Raw genomic sequence first — 18,417 nt, forward strand, 5'->3', positions numbered from 1 at the left:
AACGCATTGGGCAGCAAGAGTGCGCATTTGCCGCATTCGCCCTCCGATGATGTCGAAATGTGAATTGGGCGAACTATGCGCAACAGATTGAACTTGAAGAACTGGACACCCGCGTCTCCACGAAGGATCGCAGCCGTTTATCTCGCCTCAACCGCATTGTTCATTTCCTTCGATTGTAATCTTGCAGCTCACGCGCAAACTGTCGCTGCGGAAAATCAGATCAATCTCAACCTGCCGGCGCAAGACTTGGGGCGGTCACTGACAAGCTTTGCCGACAAGGCAAATCTGAGGCTCATATTCCCTTACAGCCTTGTTGCAGGCAAGGTTGCGCCGAGACTGGCGGGCTCCTATTCGCCGGAGGGTGCACTTTCAGCCCTCTTGGCCGGTAGTGGCCTTCGCTATGCATTCACGGGCTCCGGTACAGCAACGATTTCCGCGGCAGGTGAGGGCGCTGACGCTGGAGAAGGCGGAGCGACGGACCTTGCACCTATCGTGCTCAAGCATTCCGGGGATTTTGTAAACGCGCCGTATGAGACTGCAGGCTCAAGCAGCTATATCTCTAATGAGCAGATCGAGCGGTTCCGCGGCTCATCGGCCGGCGATGTCTTCAAAGGGACACCCGGCGTCATTGCCGCGTCCAACCATAATGGTGCAGCACTCGATGTGAACATCCGCGGCGAGCAAGGCCAGAACCGCGTTAAGGTCGCGATCGATGGCACACAGCAGACTTCGACGACATGGCGCGGCTATATCGGCGTTGACGAACGCACCTATATCGATCCAGATTTCATCGGCGGTATCAGCATCAACAAAGGCCCGACCGGCGGAGCGGAAGGCGCCGGGACAACCGGTGGCGTGGTCGCGATCCGCACCTTGAATGCAACCGATATCGTCGATGAGGACAAGGAGTTCGGCGCCCGCTTGAAGGTTGGGACGAGCGACAACGCAGCAGCTCCTCCGGCTGGCAACACCTACGAGCAAAGAACAGATGCGCCCGGGTTCTTCGATCTGGAGAATTTTTCTGGCAGCGCGGCTATCGCCACGACGCAGGAGAATTTTGATTTTCTCGCAGCAGTCGCCAAGAGGCGCAGCGGCAATTATTTTGCCGGAAGCCACGGTGATACGACCTTCGATTTTGATGGCAGAACCTATCCACTATCGTTCACCAAGCCTGGAGAGGAGGTCTTCAACACCTCCGAGGAAACCACCTCTCTACTGCTAAAAAGCACAATCCGCTGGGCGGAGGATCATAGCCTGGAACTCGGATATATGAGGTTCGACAGCAATTTCGGCGAGTCCATGGGATCGCTGCTCTTCCAGCAGGATAACGGCTTCAGGCAGGTGAAACTGTCAGACGTGCGTGCAGATACCTACACCGCCCGATATCGCTGGAATCCGGACGACGACCTTTTCGACCTTCGCTTCAATCTGTGGGCAAGTAATGTCGCACAGACAACACGCGCCGTGGCCTCGGCGCCGGATTTTTCCCAGTGGGGCTATATTCCAGCCGACGAGCCGCGTTTCACCGAAACCTGGACATATGGCGGAGATCTCAACAATACCAGCCGGTTCTCCACGGATTTCGGCGATCTGACGTTCAATTACGGCGTTTCGTATCTTCTTGAAGATATGGATGGCGAGCAATATTGCAGCCGAACATATACCAACTCCACTTGCGTCTATCTGCAGCCGAGTGTCGGGACACGATCGATGGCCAGCGCGTTTTCTTCCGCTCAATGGGAGGCGACAGATTGGCTAAAGTTCAACGGTACTTTGAGATATGACGCCTATCGCCTTGAGGATAAGGCTCCAAGCTCTGACACCGGCGTGCGCGGGAAAGATGGCGGCCGTCTGAATCCGACAATCAGCACCACGATCACGCCGATCGAGGGACTGCAATTTTATGCCTTGTATGCTGAAGGTGTGCGCCCTCCGACCATGCGTGAGGCCATGGGCAGCGACGCAAACAGCATTCCTAATCCCAACCTGGATGCAGAAGTGTCACGCAATTGGGAATTAGGTGTCAATCTCAACAGGGACGGGCTGATTTTTGACGATGATCAAGCCCGGCTTAAGCTAGCCTACTTCCGCAATAACTATTCCAGTTATATCTCCCGCGTCGCCTCGAATGCAGGTCCTGGAGAATATGTATTCACCTTCGACAACATCGACAGGTTCATGATTTCCGGCGTGGAGGTTTCAGGAAAGTACGACGTCGGCCCGATATTCTCGGAGGCATCGCTGACTTATTATACCGACTATGCATTCTGCCCGACGACTTCCAGTTGCGGGAATACCGCCGTCACCTACGACTATGCCACCAACCACATCCCGCCGAAGATCCAGACGAGCCTGACGCTTGGTGCACGTCTGTTTGACGACAAACTCACGGTCGGCATGCGCATCCTGCACAGCGGTGAGCGCATGGCGCCTCTGACGACCTCGGATCGGCAGCGTACAGCCGTCTGGCAGCCATACACGGTGGTTGATGCGTTCGCGTCCTACAAGGTCAATGATCACATGACTTTTGATCTCAAGGGCGAGAATACCTTCGATCGATATTATGTCGATGCCATGAATGGCTGGATGCCGTCGCCTGGACGAACCATAAGGGCAAGCCTGACGGCCAAATTCTAGCAGGTGCACTTTCGTGCTGGTCTGCTCCGATCGTGCTTCCAGCTTGGGGGCAGACACTCCCGTTCTCAATCGCTGTTCGTCCATTTCGAAAAGCCTGCCACACCTCCTCCCGCGGCGGGCTTTCTCGTTTTCTCCTATATGCTGAAATCCAGCTCCGGCTGCTCTTGGCTGTCACCATCGTCTTCAGCGCCGGTGAGCGATGAGAGTGTCACCCCAAGCAATCGCACTGAACGCCTGAACGGATAGACCGTCTTCAGCAGCTCCGAGGCAGCATTGAGAACATCTTGGCCACTCGAAAAAGGCAGGGTGCCAGTTCGGCTTCTGGTGGCCTGGGTGAAATCCGAATATTTGATCTTCACCGTTACGGTTTTGCTCGAGATGCGTTTTGCCTCGCAATAGGTCCAGACTTTGTCTGCCAGCGGCTTTAGCTCGCTGGTTGCCCGGTCGAGATCGTCGATATCTCGGCTGAACGTGTCTTCGGCGCCGACCGACTTCCGCACTCGATCAGGTCGGACCTGGCGTTCATCGATGCCACGTGCGATGCCATAAAAGTAAGGGCCTGACTTGCCGAAATGCTGGGTGAGGAATGGTAGAGATTGCGCCTTCAGGTCCGCGCCGGTTTCAATGCCGAGTCGATGCATCTTTTCCGCAGTTGCCGGTCCGACACCGTGAAATTTCTTCACGGCAAGTCCCTCGACGAAGGCCGGGCCATTCTTCGGGGTGATGACAGCCTGACCGTTCGGCTTGTTGAGATCGGACGCCATCTTGGCCAGAAACTTGTTGTAGGAGATGCCGGCGGAGGCATTGAGCCCGGTCACCGCCTTGATCTTTGCGCGGATCTCAAGCGCGATCTCGGTGGCAATCGGCATATCTTTCAGGTTTTCGGTCACATCCAGATAGGCTTCATCGAGCGACAGCGGCTCGATCAGTGGCGTGTATTCGGCAAAGATTTCCCGGATCTGCTGCGAGACAGCACGATAGACTTCGAAGCGAGGTTTTACGAAGATCAGGTCCGGGCATTTGCGTGCGGCAGTGACCGATGGCATGGCCGAATGAACCCCGAACTTGCGCGCCTCATAACTGGCGGCCGCGACCACGCCTCTTGCGGCAGCGCCGCCAACCGCAAGCGGCTTGCCGCGCAGATCCGGATTATCCCTCTGTTCCACCGACGCGTAAAAAGCATCCATATCGACGTGGATTATCTTTCGGGTGGCTGGGGAGGTCATGGCGTCCATCGATGCAATCTCAGCGGCCGGTGAGCACTGGTGTCAGCCACGACGCATTTGGCGGTCATCGTATCCGGGATCACCTTCGATCGGTCCGCATTCGCCACCCGGTCCCCAGACGCTGTCCCGGTAATCAGCCTCGGCGTCGGCGAGCTCCTGATCGAATTCCGGATAGGGACGGGTTTCATCTGGCAGTTCCACCCAGGCGGTATCGTCAGCAAGCGACGTACCGACCTGCAATTGAACCGCGTTAGATTCTGGCCGATCACATGACTCGTAAGGAAATTTGCCGAACTTCATAAGCAGATCAGAGGCCCCCGGCGAAAAGTAGTAGATCGGCTGCTTGTCGCGGCTGCGGTAGAAGGCGGCGACATCCCAGTCGAAACTTCCTAAATGCGGCAGAAACAGCTGCCGATAGTGATCCTGGACAGCCATATGGAAATCACGTTCCGACATTGACGACTTCGCAGGGTCGAGTTTGAGCCAGCTCATGTCCTTATCCTTTCCATATCGGATAGAACAAAATAAGAACAATCGCAATGAGAGTCAAATCATTGCAGGATGATCCGGCATCTGCGGCTACAACAGCGTTGGTTGCTCTAAGGGCTCACCGTCTTTTGCAACGATAGACGAAGCGTAGGGCTCGCGCGACGAGATGATCAGGGCATCCGCCGGCAGTGGCCGGGCAAGCGCCTTTGCCTCATCCCAAGAAGCCCGCATCCAGACCTCGACTTCCTCCTGGGTCAGGAGAAGGACCGGCATGGCATTTTCGTGGATCGGTTCCACCAGTGCATTCGGGTCGGTCGTCAGGAAAACATAGAGATCATCTGTCGTCAGTCCGTCTTTCTCCTTCCTGACGCTCTGCCATTGCGGCACCTGAATGCCGGCAAAAAACATCAGCGATTTCTGCTCGTCGCGCGCGAACCAGGCATTCGGGACCTTGCCGCCCGGTACTTGGCTTTTCGGATCCGGCTCGGCAAAGCTGGTGACAGGGACGATGCATCGATGTTCGACACCAAACCATCGCTTCCAATGCGGAAAGGTGAGCTTTCGAAGGCGAGCGAGCTTGGCATCCAGGCGATTGGTGTCGTCGATCGCAACAGTCTCGCGGGGATTGTCCGGGCGCTAGAAGCATCGCGAGCAACCGGCCTGCGTCTAGTCGTCGGCTGCCGGCTCGATCTGCAAGACGGCATGTCAGTGCTGGTTTATTTCGGTTCGGCAGAATTTTCTCCCTCTGTACCGGCTACGATGACCTCGACAACCTGCTGTCGCGGTTGAAGCGCCGCAAGGCCGAGCTGCTTCGGGTTCTGGAGCGGCCGGAAACGCCGCTGCCTACAAACGCCTCGGAAAGAGATCTGCGCGGCTGTGTCATAAAGCGGAAGATTTCGGGCGGCACGGTCAGCCGCGACGGTCGACAGGCGCGTGACATCATGCTCGGGCTGATGAAGATCAGCCCGTTCCGCTCCTCGCCACCATCGTCGTAGCACGCCGCTGACGATCCGAAGCTCCGCACGCTAATCCAGCACTGCCACCAGATCTGCCCCGCTTACCCCAAAGCGCGGAAGTTCTGCGGAAAATCGGCCAAACTTAACATCTTGAAAAATCAGCAAGCGAAGCAGGATACGAAACCTAATGAGCGGTTTCGTTTCACCACCGGGTAGTTAACCATATTTTCCTGGAATCGCTGCGCGGATAGGCTCTTTCTGATTCGTATTATAGGCCGCAAAGCAGCGCCTGAAAATACGCCGTGGAGTTTCAAAGCTCTATTTCCAAAGGTCCGGTGGATGTGTTGACAGCTGTCAACACGCACATCCAACGGAGTGATCGCTGGCCCGCAACCGAGGCCCCTCCCCCAACTTCAGCAGCCCCGCCATGTTGCCGCAATTGCGTATCGAACACGGCACCGTAGCGAGTGCGTCTCTCACAACGTCGAGGAAGCAGAGCAGCCCCACGCATCACCGTTGACAGCTGTCAACCGCAACTTCGATCCGGCGATTACCGCCTCCCAAGCTTCCGCCATCAAGATAAAATCACGCCGCTCAGCTACTGGTGTAGCCATTGCTCCCGGTAACCAACAAGATCAACCTCATCGATGGCGACTGCAGACACACCCTTACGCGCTGCCGGTGCGATACCAGCCAGCAGGGCCGCGCCCTGGCTTGTCCCCGTCGATCCCGGGACGGCGATCACCTCCCTGCCCGTCAGACCGGTCAAAAGGCTGAGGTAAAGCGCATTGAGCGCAAACGGTCCCTCCACGAGGGTAGGTCCTTTCGCGCGCGCCAGATCGAGGCACGTCTGCGTCATCAGCGCGAAATAGAGGCAGGCTGCGGCCCAGCGCTCATCCGAGGATGCGCCCTCATCCTTCAACCACCTCATCTGCCGTCCCGGAAAAGGCCCCGATCCTGTGGCGATATTCGGAAGCAGCATCAGCCGCTTTTCTATAACGCCCGGCAGGACATTCATCATCCGATCCTGATCCAGTGCCCCAAGTTCAGCGCTTAACACCTCGAATTCCCGGCCACCCATAAAGCGGGCGGACGGGACAACACGCCCATAGGCATCGACATTGGCCAGCGTGTCCCGCGTCGGATCCAGCCGGTCGATATCACCGCCGACAGCGAAATTGATCACCCATGTGCCCGTCGAAACAACGGCGAATGGCACTTCGCGACCCGCAAGATATGGCAGAAGCGAAGCGTTGGAATCGTGGATTCCGCAAAACACCGGCACCGGTCGGGGGAGGGCGATGCCAGAGGCGATCTCGGGAAGGATCGTGCCGACCTGATCGAAGGCCGAATGCACCGGAGCCATGAGATTATCAATACCCAGTGCCTCGACAAGCGATGAATACCGCCCCTCATGCGGCCGCCAGAGATCCGTATGGCAGCCCAGCGACGTCACCTCATTGGCAGCCACGCCGCTCAGCCGAAAGGCCCAATACTGCGGATAGGTCAGGATCGTTCGAACGCTCGAAAACGCATCGGGAAACGCAGTTTTCTGATAGTGGATCTGCGCACCGAGATTAAGCCCGCCGGAAAGGCGAGGCGAAAAGGTCTCGGCAAAATCCGGTCGGATCGCATTATAGGCACGCTGGATCTCTTCGGAATATTGATGCTCGTAATCCAGCACCGGCAAGGCGAGCTTTCCATCCACATTGATCAGCGCGGCAGCGGCTCCGTGCGTCGTGATCGAGATCGCATCGAAGCCAGGCTGTTTGGCAAAAGCCGCAAGGCTCTCGATCAGGAAAGACCAGAGCGCTTCCACGTCATAATGCGGGTAGGGCGGGCCTGACAGAACCCGATTTGGCATGCGCCGCATCTCGATTTCCGCGCCGCTTGCGGCATCGAAGATCACCACTTTCGCATTCGTCTTGCCTATATCGAGAACGGCGATCCGCTGAAAATCACTCATTGCAGATGAAACACCGTGGTGAGATCACTCTGCACCGGCGAATTATCCGGATTGGTCTCCATGATATCGGCCATATGCGCCCACCAGCGCTTCATCACCGGATGTTCCGGCAGGCTTGCCATGGAATGGTCGACCGGTCGCGAAAGCACGCCGAAAAGCGTGTTGCTCTCCCGGTCGAGATGGATGGAATAATCCCGCACACCCGCCTCGCGCAGAAGCGCTGCAAGCTCCGGCCAGATCTCGTCATGGCGCTTGCGATACTCGGCCTCCATGCCAGGGTTCAGTTTCATCTTGAATGCGTGTTTTTCCAAAATCATTTCGTACTCATGAACTTGATGCGACGCACCACGATGGGCAGCGCGATGGTGATGATCAGAAGCAGGCCGACAAAAATCGACATGACGATGCCCGGCACGTTCAAGAGGCCGAGACCGAAGGTAACGAGGCCCATGACGAAGGCCGCGATAACGACACCTGCAATCGTGCCTGCCCCGCCGAGAATGGAAACACCGCCGAGCACGACCATGGTGACGATCTCCAACTCCCAGCCTTGAGCGATCGACGGGCGGGTGGAGCCGAGGCGCGAGGTGAGGCAGACGGCTGCGATACCGGACATCAGGCCTGTCAGCAGAAACAGCTTGAACTTGATCCGCTCGACCGGGATGCCGGAGAAGCGCGCCGCAAACTCGTTATTGCCGATGACGAAAACCTGTCGGCCGAAATTGGTGGCGTGCAGCACGATGCCGAAAATGATGGCCAGCACGATGAACAGCACGAACTCGAACGAGAAGACCCAGAAAACGTAGCCCTGCCCAAAGTAGGCGAAATCGGCCGGATATTTGCCATAAGCCTGATCACCGAGCGTGATGTAGGAAATGCCGCGAAACAGGCTCATCGTGCCGATGGTAACGACGATCGAGGGCAGTTTCAGCACCGAGACAAGCGTTCCGTTGATCGCGCCGCAGACAAGCCCGACGCTGACGCCGACCGCCACCAGCCCCGGCGCACCGATCCCCATCTGGGCTGCCGCACCCATTGCGGTAGAGGCGAGTGCGATGATCGCTGCGACCGAAAGATCGATTTCGCCGACGATGATTAGCATCGCCATGGCAAAGGCGATCATCGCTTTCTCGGTGAAATTGAAGGTCGCGTCCGACAGGTTCCAGGCGTTGAGGAAGTAGGGGGAGGCGAGCGAGTTGGCGATGAAGATCGCCACTGCGACGCCGAACAGCAGCACTTCCCAGCTGCCGAGCAGGCGGCTCATCGGCGTACCCAGCCGATCGGGAATGGCGGAACGGGTTCTGGTTTCAGCAGTCATGTCGCGATTGTCGCTCATGCGGAAACCTCCTTGGCGCCACGATCGCGCAGAATGATGCGCCCGGCCTTGCGTTCGGCGCGGGCATTGAAAACGACGGCGGCGACGATAACGATGCCGGAGATCGCCATCTGTGCGAATGGGGAAATGCCTATGACCGGAAGCGCGTTCTTGATGACACCGAGGAACAGCGCCCCAAGCACGGCACCGGCGACCGAGCCGATGCCACCGGCAATCGAGATGCCGCCGATGACACAGGCCGCCACCGTATCGAGCTCGAAGCCCGCCGCGACATCGACATAGGCGACGGCGTAACGCGACACCCAGAGATAACCGGCAAGCCCTGCCAGCGCGCCTGAAAGCGTGAAGGCGAAAAACCGCGTCCGGCCGATATCGATACCGGCATAGACCGCCGCGGTCGGGTTACCCCCGGAAGCATAGGTCGCGCGGCCGAACTGCGTTCGCGTCAGCACCACCCACATCATCAGCACGATGGCGATCGCCATCCATGACAGGAGCGGCATGCCTAAAACGGGTAGGCGAGGGAAGTTGAGGAAGCCGGGCGTCATCTGGTGCGAATTGACCCAGGCGCCGCCAGACAGGACGAAGGCCATGCCTCGATAAATTGTCAGCGTGCCGAGCGTCACGACGATCGGCGGGATCCTCAGCCACCAGACCAGCACGCCGTTGATCGCCCCCAGCGCCGCACCGATGCCGACAGCCAGAATGACCAGCAGCGCCAGCGGCAAGCCGGGAAAAGCCGCATCCATCATCGCCACCGCCATACCGGTAAAGGCGAGATTGGCGGCAACCGAAAGATCGATCGATTTGGTCAGGATCACCGTCATCTGGCCGAGCGCCAATATGATCAGGATCGACGTGTCGTTGAAAATATTGGCGAGATTTCCGGGCGTCGCAAAGCCGGGCGCACGGGTGGCAAACCCTGCCACCATGATGGCGATAATGCCGACCAGAAGCAGCTCGCGGTGTTTCAAGAGTTTCTTCATCTGAGCCCCCTCACGCATTGCCGGTGGCGGCGCGCACCAGCGTCTCGGCGCTCAGCTGCGACCGCTCGAATATCCCGGCCGACAGGCCTTCGCGCATCACCAGCACCCGGTCCGACACGCCAAGAATTTCCGGCAGTTCGGAAGAGACCATGATGATAGACAGGCCTTCGGCCGCCAGTTCGCTGATGAAACCGTGCACCGCCGCCTTGGAGCCGATATCGATCCCCTTGGTCGGCTCGTCGAGAATGATCACCTTGGGAAGTGTCGCCAGCCATTTGCCGATCACCACCTTCTGCTGGTTGCCGCCCGAAAGCGTACCGACAGGTACGGAAAGCGCTGCCGCACGCAGATCCAGTCGCTCGGCATATTTGCGCGCCAGCGCCAGCTCATTGGCGGCCTTCAGGAAACCCGATCGCGAGGTGCGCGCCAGCGAGGGCAGCGACATGTTCTGAAAGATCGGCATCGGCAGCGCCAGACCATGGCGGCCGCGCTCTTCCGGCACATAGACAATACCGGCCGCAATCGCATCGCGCGGCGAGCGGATGGAAAGCGTCTCGCCCTCCAACACCAGTTGACCGGAAGATGGCCGCGTCACACCGAACAGCGACTGGCAGATTTCCGAACGACCGGCACCGACCAGGCCATAGACACCGAGAATTTCGCCGCGCTTCAGGTCGAAGGAGATGTCGCGATATTCCGTCGGGTGACAATAGTTCTCGACCGAAAGCACCGTCTCACCGATCTTGACCTCGACCTTGGGAAAGATGTTTTCGACATCGCGACCCACCATCATCCGCACGATCGTATCCTGTGGGGTGTCGGCCAGCCGCCCATGGCCCACGGCCCGGCCATCGCGAAACACCGCGAAATTCTCGGCGATCTCGTAAACCTCGTCGAACTTGTGGCTGATGAACAGGATCGCCTTGCCCTGCCTCTTCAAGCCCTCGACGATGCGAAACAGATCGTCGATCTCCTTGCGGGAGAGGGCAGCGGTCGGCTCGTCCATGATGACGATCCGGGCCTCAACCGACAGCGCCCGGGCAATCGCCACCAGATGCCGCTGCGCAATCGAGAGATCTTTTAGCCGTATGGTCGGATCGATCTCGCTTTCCAGCGCGTGAAGCAAGTCGCTCGCGCGCGCATTCATGGTCTTCCAGTCGATCAGACCGAAGCGCGTGCGCGGCGCATGCCCGAGAAAAATGTTTTCCGCCACCGACAGTTCGTCGAACAGCACGGTCTCCTGATGGATCGCGGTCACACCCGCATCGACGGCATCCTGCGCGCTCGTAAAACTCACCGGCTGACCATCGATCAGGATCTCGCCTTCGCTCGGCACATAGATCCCGGTAAGGATCTTCACCAGCGTCGATTTCCCCGCGCCGTTTTCGCCGATCAGGGCCGTCACTTCACCAGGATAAAGCGAGATATTGACGCCATCCAGCGCCTTAACAGCGGGAAAAATCTGGGAAATTCCGCGCATTTCGAGGATCGTCGTCCGGCCCGCGGATTTCGAATCCTGAATAGGCGCCACCTCCATGCCCGTCCGTTCAACTGCGGTCATCGTCATATCTGCCAATTAAAAGTCATCACCGGTCCGGCGCCAAAAAACTGGCGGCGCCGGACCTTGAAGTCCCGGGAGGGATCAGAAGATCTTCGAGAACTCGTCGATATTCTTGGAATTGTAGATGAACGGATCAGCCATCGCAGCTTCGCCATTCTCACCGATCTTGATCTTGCCCATGCGGCCGGCTTCGATTTCCGAGCCCGGCTTGCCGTCCGTGTCGCCCTTCACCAGGTGATAGGAAATCTGGGTGGCGCTGTAGCCGAGATCGATCGGGTTCCAGATGGCGAATTCCTTGGTCGCACCGGACTTGATGGCGCCCGCCATTTCGGATGGAAGGCCAAGACCGGTCACATAGACCTGGCCGATCTTGCCAGCATCCTTCACCGCCTGCGAAGCAGCCAGCACGCCGACCGTCGTCGGTGCCACAATGACCTTCACATTCGGCTGCGAAGTCAGAAGCCCCTGTGCTTCACGATAGGACTTGTCGGCAAGGTCATCACCATAAACCGTGGTGGCGAGGTTGAGACCGGCAAAATCCTTCAGCTGCTTCTTCATCTCGCCAATCCAGATATTCTGGTTGGTCGAGGTGGTGGTGGCGGATAGGATGGCGAAATCGCCCTTGCCGCCTTCGAGATGGTTCGCCGCCAGCTGCAGGCACATCTTGCCGATAAGCTCGCTGGACGACGGGTTGAGCTGCAGGATACGGCCTTCCGGTGCAACACCGCTATCCCAGGAGATAACCTTGATGCCGCGCTGGGCCGCCTTCTTCAGCGCCGGCACGACGGCATCCGGGTCGTTGGCGGAAATGGCGATCGCATCGACGCCTTGTGCGATCAGCGAGTTGATCACTTCGATCTGGCCTTCGGCCGTCGTCGAGGTCGGACCGGTATAGATGATCTCGACGCCGCCGAGTTCCTTTGCCGCTTCCTGTGCGCCCTTGTTGGCGGCTTCGAAGAAGCCGTTGCCGAGCGATTTCACCACAAGCGCGATCTTCATGTCGGCAGCGGAAGCCGCTGACGACATCATGGTGACGGCCAAAGCCACACCGAGTGCGAGTTTTTTAGAAAGTTTCATGCCAATTCTCCTCCCAAAGATTGAACGGATGTCCATTTCCTCCCGCCGCCCTCAAGCGACCGACGGGGTATCTTCCTCCTGCGTGGCGTTCCCCGCCCCCGCAATGATCAAGCGAACGCCAGCATCCTCCACCATTTTCATGGCATCTTCCGAAACCCCGTCATCGGTGATGATGGTCGTCACGCGCTCCAGCGGACACAGGATCATGCTCGAGCGCCGCTGGAATTTCGATGAATCGACCATAACCACCAGTTCTTCGGCCTGGCTCATCAATTTCTGCTCACTCTGGATCACCAGCGCGTCCGGCTCCATGATCCCGAGCGGGCCGATGCCCTGAGCCCCGATAAACATGCGGCGAGCGTAGAAATTGCGAATTGCGTCATTGTCGAAAGGTGACAGGATCAGGCTCTGCTCACGATAGATCGTACCGCCCGGCACCGTCACATTGTTCTTCGAGTGCTTGACCAAATGTTCCGCGATCGCAAAGGAATTGGTCATCACCTGCATGCGGCGCGCGGCCATGTAATGCACCATCTGGAAGGTCGTCGTTCCACCATTGATGATGATCGATTCACCTTCGTCGCACAGATCGACGGCCTGGCGCGCAATTGAGCGTTTCTTATCGATATTTACGGATTCCGACACGCGGAACGAGCGGGCGGCCAGCTGGCCGATCTGCGGCGGGTGCACCGCTTCCGCGCCGCCACGCACCCGGCGAAGCTTTCCCTGCACATGCAGAGACGCGATATCCCGGCGGATCGTTGCCTCGGACGCATCCGTCAGGTCGGCAATATCCTGCACCGTAATCACAGGCTTTTCCTGGATCGCGCTCAAGATTATGCGATGTCGTTCACGTTCGTGCATGGTCTCCTCCTGAGGCCAACTATTATCAGTTTCTAAAAGTTGTCAATCACAAACGATCATGCAGATCGTTATTGCAACGCAACATGATTGAAGTTGATCAATTACGATTGACAAGCGACCAAACATCGCGCGATATCCTGTCGCACAAACGGCGCAGGAGGACCAGCGCCGTCACAAAATACCGTCAGGGAGGACGACATGTCGGGCCAAATCCGCCTTCTCGATAACCGCTGGGATGATGCTTACGCCGAAAAGCTCGATGAGCCGGGCAAGCTGCTTTATCGCTCAAATCTTCTGGGCAGCGACAAGCGCATCACCAATTACGGCGGCGGCAACACCTCCGCCAAAGTCATGGAAACCGATCCGCTGACCGGCCAAAAGGTCAAGGTCATGTGGGTCAAAGGTTCCGGCGGCGATGTCGGCACCATCAAGCTCGATGGCTTTTCCACTCTTTACATGGATAAGCTGGAAGCGCTGAAGGGTATCTATAAGGGCGTCGAAGATGAAGACCGGATGGTCGGCTTCCTGCCGCATTGCACCTTCAACCTCAATCCGCGCGCCGCATCCATCGATACGCCGCTGCACGGTTTCGTTCCCTTCACCCATGTCGACCACATGCACCCGGATGCGATCATTGCCATCGCAGCCTCGAAGAATTCAAAAGAACTGACACAGCGGATTTTCGGCACCGATATCGGCTGGCTACCCTGGCGCCGCCCCGGTTTCCAGCTCGGGTTGGATCTCGAAGCCTTCGTGAAAGCCAATCCGACCGCAAAGGGCGTCGTGCTCGAAAGCCACGGCCTGTTCACCTGGGCCGATGACGCCAAGGATTGCTACCTGCTGACGCTCGAAATCATCAACAAGGCGATCGAGTGGTTTGCCAAGGAAACCGAAGGCAAGACGATCTTCGGCGGCACGGTTGCAAAGAGCCTCGGTGCGGAAGAACGCCGCGCCATTGCCGCAAAACTGATGCCGGAAATCCGCGGCCGGATCGGCAAGGCTGAACGCAAGCTCGGCCATTTCGATGATCAGGATGCCGTGCTCGAATTCGTCAATTCGAAGAACCTTGCACCGCTGGGCGCACTCGGCACATCCTGCCCGGATCATTTCCTGCGCACGAAAATCCGCCCGCTGATCGTCGATTTCGATCCTTCCAAGCCGGATGCGGATGCCGTGGTTGCCGGTCTCGACAAGGCGCTGGAAGATTACCGCGCCGATTACACCCGCTATTACGAGACCTGCAAGCACGACAACTCGCCAAAGATGCGTGACCCCAACCCGGTCATCTTCCTGGTTCCGGGCGTCGGCATGCTCTCCTTCGCCAAGGACAAGGCAACCGCCCGTATCGCCGGTGAGTTCTATGTCAACGCAATCAATGTCATGCGTGGCGCTTCCACCGTTTCCGAGTATCAGGGCCTGCCGGAACAGGAAGCCTTCGATATCGAATACTGGCTGCTGGAAGAAGCGAAGCTGCAGCGCATGCCGAAGCCGAAAAGCCTTGCCGGCCAGGTGGCATTCGTCACCGGCGGTGCCGGCGGTATCGGCCGCGCCACCGCAACCCGCCTGATCGACGAGGGTGCCTGCGTGGTTCTGGCGGATATTGACCAGAACGCGCTCACCGAAACGGAAGCGGATTTCGCCAAGCGTTTCGGCGCTGACGCCGTGCGCGGCGTCAAGCTGGATGTGACCGATGAAAATGCGGTGGCCAAGGCGTTTGTTGAAGCGTCCGTCGAATTCGGCGGCGTCGACATCCTCGTCTCCAACGCCGGCATCGCCTCTTCGGCACCGGTGGAAGACACCACGCTTGCCATGTGGAACAAGAATATTGACATTCTGGCGACAGGCTATTTCCTCGTCTCCCGCGAGGCCTTCCGCCTGTTCCGTCGCCAGAAGATCGGCGGCAACGTCGTTTTCGTTGCGTCCAAGAACGGGCTGGCCTCGTCGCCCAATGCGTCCGCCTATTGCACGGCAAAGGCTGCCGAAATCCATCTCGCCCGTTGCCTTGCTCTGGAAGGGGCCGATGCCGGCATCCGCGTCAACACCGTCAATCCGGATGCCGTTTTGCGCGGTTCGAAAATCTGGAGCGGCGAGTGGCGCGAACAGCGGGCCACGTCTTCCAAGATCGACGTGACCGAGCTGGAGGAACATTACCGCAAGCGTTCGATGCTCAAGCTCAACGTCTTCCCGGAAGACATTGCCGAGGCGATCTACTTCCTCGCCTCGGACCTCTCGGCCAAATCGACCGGCAACATCATCAATGTCGATGCCGGTAACGCCCAGAGCTTTACCCGCTAAGCACATCGGCTTGCCACCGTGGAATTTCATCCCGGTGGCAGGTCGCGGCTACTTGCGCAGGATGACCCAGATCGCGTGGATGATCCCGGGTATATAACCGCAAAGTGTCAGCAGAATATTCAGCCAGAAATGCAGGCCGATGCCGACCTGCAGGAACACGCCCACAGGCGGCAGGATGATGGCGAGAAGGATGCGAATGACGTCCATAAAACCCTCGTCTTTGAAATAATTGCACGTGATAACGCAGGTGAAGCCAGTTCGTTCGCCTGGCGGAGGAGGAAAAATGACGGATCAGATGATTTCCGCCGATGTGATCGGCGAACACAACAAAAACAATGAGGTAGCTCTCGCCTCCGACTATGCCGCGCTTGGCGAAAACCTCTCCCGCCGCGGTGTCGAAATCGAAGCGATCACCAAAAAGGTCTGCGAATTCTTCGTCGCTGTTCCCTCCTGGGGTGTCGGTACAGGCGGCACGCGCTTTGCCCGCTTTCCGGGGCAGGGCGAGCCGCGCGGCATCTTCGACAAGCTGGAAGACTGCTCCGTCATCAATGAGCTAACGAGAGCAACTCCGACCGTCTCGCTGCATATCCCGTGGGACAAGACGGACCCGAAGGACCTGAAAGCAAAGGGAAATTCGCTCGGCCTCGGCTTCGATGCGATGAACTCCAACACCTTTGCCGACGCACCCGGCCAGGCGCATTCCTATAAATACGGTTCGCTCAGCCACACCGATGCCGGAACCCGCGCCCAGGCTGTCGAGCACAATATCGAATGTATCGAGATCGGTAACGCCATCGGTTCAAAGGCGCTGACGGTCTGGATCGGCGACGGCTCGAACTTTCCGGGTCAGGCCAATTTCACCCGCCAGTTCGAGCGCTATCTCTCCTCGATGGCCGATATCTACAAGGCTCTGCCGGACGACTGGCGGCTGTTTTCCGAACACAAGATGTACGAACCGGCCTTCTATTCGACAGTCGTGCAGGACTGGGGCAGCAATCTTTTGATCGCCCAGACGCTCGGCGAAAAGGCCTTCTGCCTCGTCGATCTCGGCCACCATGCGCCCAATACCAATGTCGAAATGATCGTCGCCCGCCTGATCCAGTTCGGCAAACTTGGCGGCTTCCATTTCAACGATTCCAAATATGGTGACGACGATCTCGATGCCGGTTCGATCGAGCCCTATCGCCTGTTCCTCGTCTTCAATGAACTGGTCGATGCCGAAAAGCGCGGCGTGAAGGGTTTCCACCCGGCCCATATGATCGACCAGTCGCATAACGTAACCGACCCTATCGAAAGCCTGATATCGAGCGCCAACGAAATCCGCCGCGCCTATGCCCAGGCCCTGATCGTCGACCGCAATGCCTTGGACGGTTATCAGCAGGACAACGATGCCCTGATGGCGACCGATACCCTGAAGCGTGCCTACCGCACCGATGTCGAGCCGATCCTTGCCGAAGCCCGTCGCCGTGCCGGCGGTGCAATCGACCCGATCGCCGCCTATCGCAAGAGCGGTTACCGCCAGAAGGTCGCCGCAGAGCGCCCGGCAGTCGTTGGCGGAAGCGGCGGTATCGTCTGATAACTCGAAACCTGCTTGGGGCCGTTCTTACAATGTAGGAGCGGCCCTTTTCTTATACGCATTTGTTTCATCAGGCATATTTACGGTCAAAAAGCCTCCTTCATTTCCGCCTATCTAACGGAAATGTTTGAAGAAAACTGGTATTTTGACTGCCGTCAACGACGGGTTCTGACGATTATCCCGTTCGTTTGAGGCCCTCGCTCGCATTGGCCCTTATCAAGGCCATCAGCATCGGTCCGAGCGAGAACTCGGCACGCTCGGCTCTTGCCGACAGGTCTCTCAGATAGCCGCCGGCGGAGTGGATATGTCCGGCACGCTCAAGAATGCAGGCGAGCGCCACGGCGGCATTTTCCTGCCCCAATGTCTCGCAGGCTTGCTGATAAGCTGACGGGCTGACACCGAGCATTGATCGGACCAGAACGGCGGTTGCGATGAAATCACGCCAATTGCCGATCTCACCGCCTCTGGCATAATCCAGCATTTGCGGGCAGGCTCGCAGCACCATGCTCAGCGGAAACGTCTTTGGCGTCTCGCTCTGCCGCAGCTTGGTTTGCTCGGTTTTTCCTTCAAGCTCCTTCTCAGAGCCATGTTCAAGTTCATAGATGGATTCGGAATCTGAATTCTGTATGTGGCATCCATTCTGGATGTCATTGGTGTCTGTTTTTTCGGTTTTTACTTGTATTTCCAGACGATTGACGATTTCAGCACGAAGAGCGTCCATTTCGTCGAGCAGGGTTTCGACCGTTTCCCGGTTGGGGGAGCGCGGCAGGCGGGAGATCAGGGTTTCGTAGATCTCTTCCATCACGCACCAGTCACCCTCTGCACCTTCTTCCACGGCAGCGGTGAGAAGCTTTCGGATATCGCGACGGCAAAGGGTGAGGGCTTCCTTGGCGCGCTTGAAGCGGATCTTTTCGGCAGCGACCTGTTGGGCAAGACCGGCAAGCTCGGCAGCGCGCAGCATCAGAGGCTCAAGGTCGAAACCGTAAGCGTCCTCAATCTGGCCGCCATGTCCACGATGGGCGTAGCGTTTGCCGTTCGGGCTGTCGCGACGGTGGATGAGACCGGCTTCGATAAGGGCGGCGAGATGACGTCGCAGTGTCGTGCCGGCAATGCCATGGGCACGAACCGAAAGCTGGGCATTCGACGGAAAGACGACAAGCCTGTCGCCGGGCGCAAATTCGTTCTTCGGATGGAAGGTCAAAAGCGCATCGAGAACCGCAAGCGCACGGTCATGAAGACCGAGCAGCTGACGCGCTTCGGAGATATCGCGGAACACTTTCCATTTTTCGACAGGACGCTTCATCCGGTCGTCGGAGGATTGAAGCTGGCCTTTCATCAAGGCGAGCGTCATCGGCCGCCGCCCGAAAGGCGTCGTCACAAGTCCAGTTCGCATCTTTCCCTTCACCTTTCTTCAGGCAAAAGAAAACCGCTCACCAAAACGGTGCCAA

The 18,417-nt window shown here is 58.1% G+C and carries 15 protein-coding genes and 3 pseudogenes; 6 read left to right on the forward strand and 12 right to left on the reverse strand.

The features are described from left to right. Positions 1-75: 75 nt before the first annotated feature. Together JNB91_RS31645 and JNB91_RS14690 are read left to right on the forward strand one after the other, a co-directional pair. Positions 76-426, forward strand: a pseudogene (locus tag JNB91_RS31645) (STN domain-containing protein); the annotation flags it as partial. A 66-nt stretch (positions 427-492) separates the two neighbouring features. Continuing rightward, positions 493-2,637 (forward strand): TonB-dependent receptor domain-containing protein, encoded by a 2,145-nt coding sequence (locus JNB91_RS14690; RefSeq protein WP_220326267.1) that lies wholly within the window; start codon positions 493-495, stop codon positions 2,635-2,637. 134 nt (positions 2,638-2,771) lie between these two features. On the opposite strand, the gene dinB is transcribed toward JNB91_RS14690, so the two are convergent. From dinB to JNB91_RS14705, 3 genes and pseudogenes are all read right to left on the reverse strand, one after another. Beyond that, complete coding sequence (gene dinB, locus JNB91_RS14695; RefSeq protein WP_430736287.1) at positions 2,772-3,863, reverse strand: DNA polymerase IV; 1,092 nt, start codon at positions 3,861-3,863, stop codon at positions 2,772-2,774. A gap of 42 nt (positions 3,864-3,905) precedes the next feature. Then, positions 3,906-4,355 carry a hypothetical protein gene (locus tag JNB91_RS14700; protein ID WP_220326269.1) on the reverse strand — a complete coding sequence of 150 codons (450 nt, stop codon included), beginning with the start codon at positions 4,353-4,355 and terminating at the stop codon, positions 3,906-3,908. 87 nt (positions 4,356-4,442) lie between these two features. Further along, positions 4,443-4,919, reverse strand: a pseudogene (locus tag JNB91_RS14705) (SOS response-associated peptidase family protein); the annotation flags it as partial. Here JNB91_RS14705 and JNB91_RS14710 point away from each other — a divergent pair. Then, the gene (locus JNB91_RS14710; protein WP_220326270.1) at positions 4,869-5,141 is read left to right on the forward strand and encodes a hypothetical protein; all 273 of its coding nucleotides are present in this window, start codon (positions 4,869-4,871) and stop codon (positions 5,139-5,141) included. The pseudogene JNB91_RS14705 and the gene JNB91_RS14710 overlap by 51 nt on opposite strands. Further along, a pseudogene (locus JNB91_RS14715) lies at positions 5,075-5,311 on the forward strand (IS66 family transposase); the annotation flags it as partial. The gene JNB91_RS14710 and the pseudogene JNB91_RS14715, both read left to right, overlap by 67 nt. Before the next feature lie 595 nt (positions 5,312-5,906). Here the strand turns inward: JNB91_RS14715 and JNB91_RS14720 are convergent. The 7 genes from JNB91_RS14720 to JNB91_RS14750 form a co-directional block, all read right to left on the reverse strand. Then, complete coding sequence (locus JNB91_RS14720) at positions 5,907-7,274, reverse strand: FGGY-family carbohydrate kinase (protein WP_220326271.1); 1,368 nt, start codon at positions 7,272-7,274, stop codon at positions 5,907-5,909. Beyond that, on the reverse strand, positions 7,271-7,591 hold the full coding sequence (rhaM, locus tag JNB91_RS14725; protein WP_220326272.1) for an L-rhamnose mutarotase: 321 nt from the start codon (positions 7,589-7,591) through the stop codon (positions 7,271-7,273). Before rhaM ends, JNB91_RS14720 begins: the two co-directional genes overlap by 4 nt. Continuing rightward, positions 7,588-8,592: an ABC transporter permease gene (locus tag JNB91_RS14730; protein ID WP_220326428.1), complete on the reverse strand. Its 1,005-nt coding sequence runs from the start codon at positions 8,590-8,592 to the stop codon at positions 7,588-7,590. Before JNB91_RS14730 ends, rhaM begins: the two co-directional genes overlap by 4 nt. A gap of 14 nt (positions 8,593-8,606) precedes the next feature. Then, positions 8,607-9,596 carry an ABC transporter permease gene (locus JNB91_RS14735; RefSeq protein WP_220326273.1) on the reverse strand — a complete coding sequence of 330 codons (990 nt, stop codon included), beginning with the start codon at positions 9,594-9,596 and terminating at the stop codon, positions 8,607-8,609. A 10-nt stretch (positions 9,597-9,606) separates the two neighbouring features. Then, a complete protein-coding gene (locus JNB91_RS14740; protein WP_223218187.1) occupies positions 9,607-11,133 on the reverse strand; it encodes a sugar ABC transporter ATP-binding protein in 1,527 nt (508 codons plus the stop codon). Positions 11,134-11,238: 105 nt separating this feature from the next. Continuing rightward, positions 11,239-12,234: a rhamnose ABC transporter substrate-binding protein gene (gene rhaS / locus JNB91_RS14745; RefSeq protein ID WP_220326275.1), complete on the reverse strand. Its 996-nt coding sequence runs from the start codon at positions 12,232-12,234 to the stop codon at positions 11,239-11,241. Positions 12,235-12,285: 51 nt separating this feature from the next. Continuing rightward, the gene (locus JNB91_RS14750) at positions 12,286-13,098 is read right to left on the reverse strand and encodes a DeoR/GlpR family DNA-binding transcription regulator (protein WP_220326276.1); all 813 of its coding nucleotides are present in this window, start codon (positions 13,096-13,098) and stop codon (positions 12,286-12,288) included. Between the two features lie 198 nt (positions 13,099-13,296). Here JNB91_RS14750 and JNB91_RS14755 point away from each other — a divergent pair, with 198 nt between their 5' ends. Then, positions 13,297-15,393, forward strand: a complete 2,097-nt coding sequence (locus tag JNB91_RS14755; protein WP_220326277.1) for a bifunctional rhamnulose-1-phosphate aldolase/short-chain dehydrogenase — start codon at positions 13,297-13,299, stop codon at positions 15,391-15,393. A gap of 48 nt (positions 15,394-15,441) precedes the next feature. On the opposite strand, the gene JNB91_RS14760 is transcribed toward JNB91_RS14755, so the two are convergent. Next, a complete protein-coding gene (locus tag JNB91_RS14760; protein WP_220326278.1) occupies positions 15,442-15,600 on the reverse strand; it encodes a YqaE/Pmp3 family membrane protein in 159 nt (52 codons plus the stop codon). A gap of 76 nt (positions 15,601-15,676) precedes the next feature. On the opposite strand from JNB91_RS14760, the gene rhaI reads away from it, so the two are divergent. Then, positions 15,677-16,969 carry an L-rhamnose catabolism isomerase gene (rhaI, locus tag JNB91_RS14765; protein WP_220326279.1) on the forward strand — a complete coding sequence of 431 codons (1,293 nt, stop codon included), beginning with the start codon at positions 15,677-15,679 and terminating at the stop codon, positions 16,967-16,969. A gap of 175 nt (positions 16,970-17,144) precedes the next feature. On the opposite strand, the gene repC is transcribed toward rhaI, so the two are convergent. After that, complete coding sequence (repC, locus tag JNB91_RS14770) at positions 17,145-18,362, reverse strand: plasmid replication protein RepC (RefSeq protein ID WP_220326280.1); 1,218 nt, start codon at positions 18,360-18,362, stop codon at positions 17,145-17,147. Positions 18,363-18,417 lie beyond the last annotated feature (55 nt).

Origin of the sequence: Aliirhizobium wenxiniae (assembly GCF_019511445.1) — a bacterium.
GTDB lineage: Bacteria > Pseudomonadota > Alphaproteobacteria > Rhizobiales > Rhizobiaceae > Neorhizobium > Neorhizobium wenxiniae_A.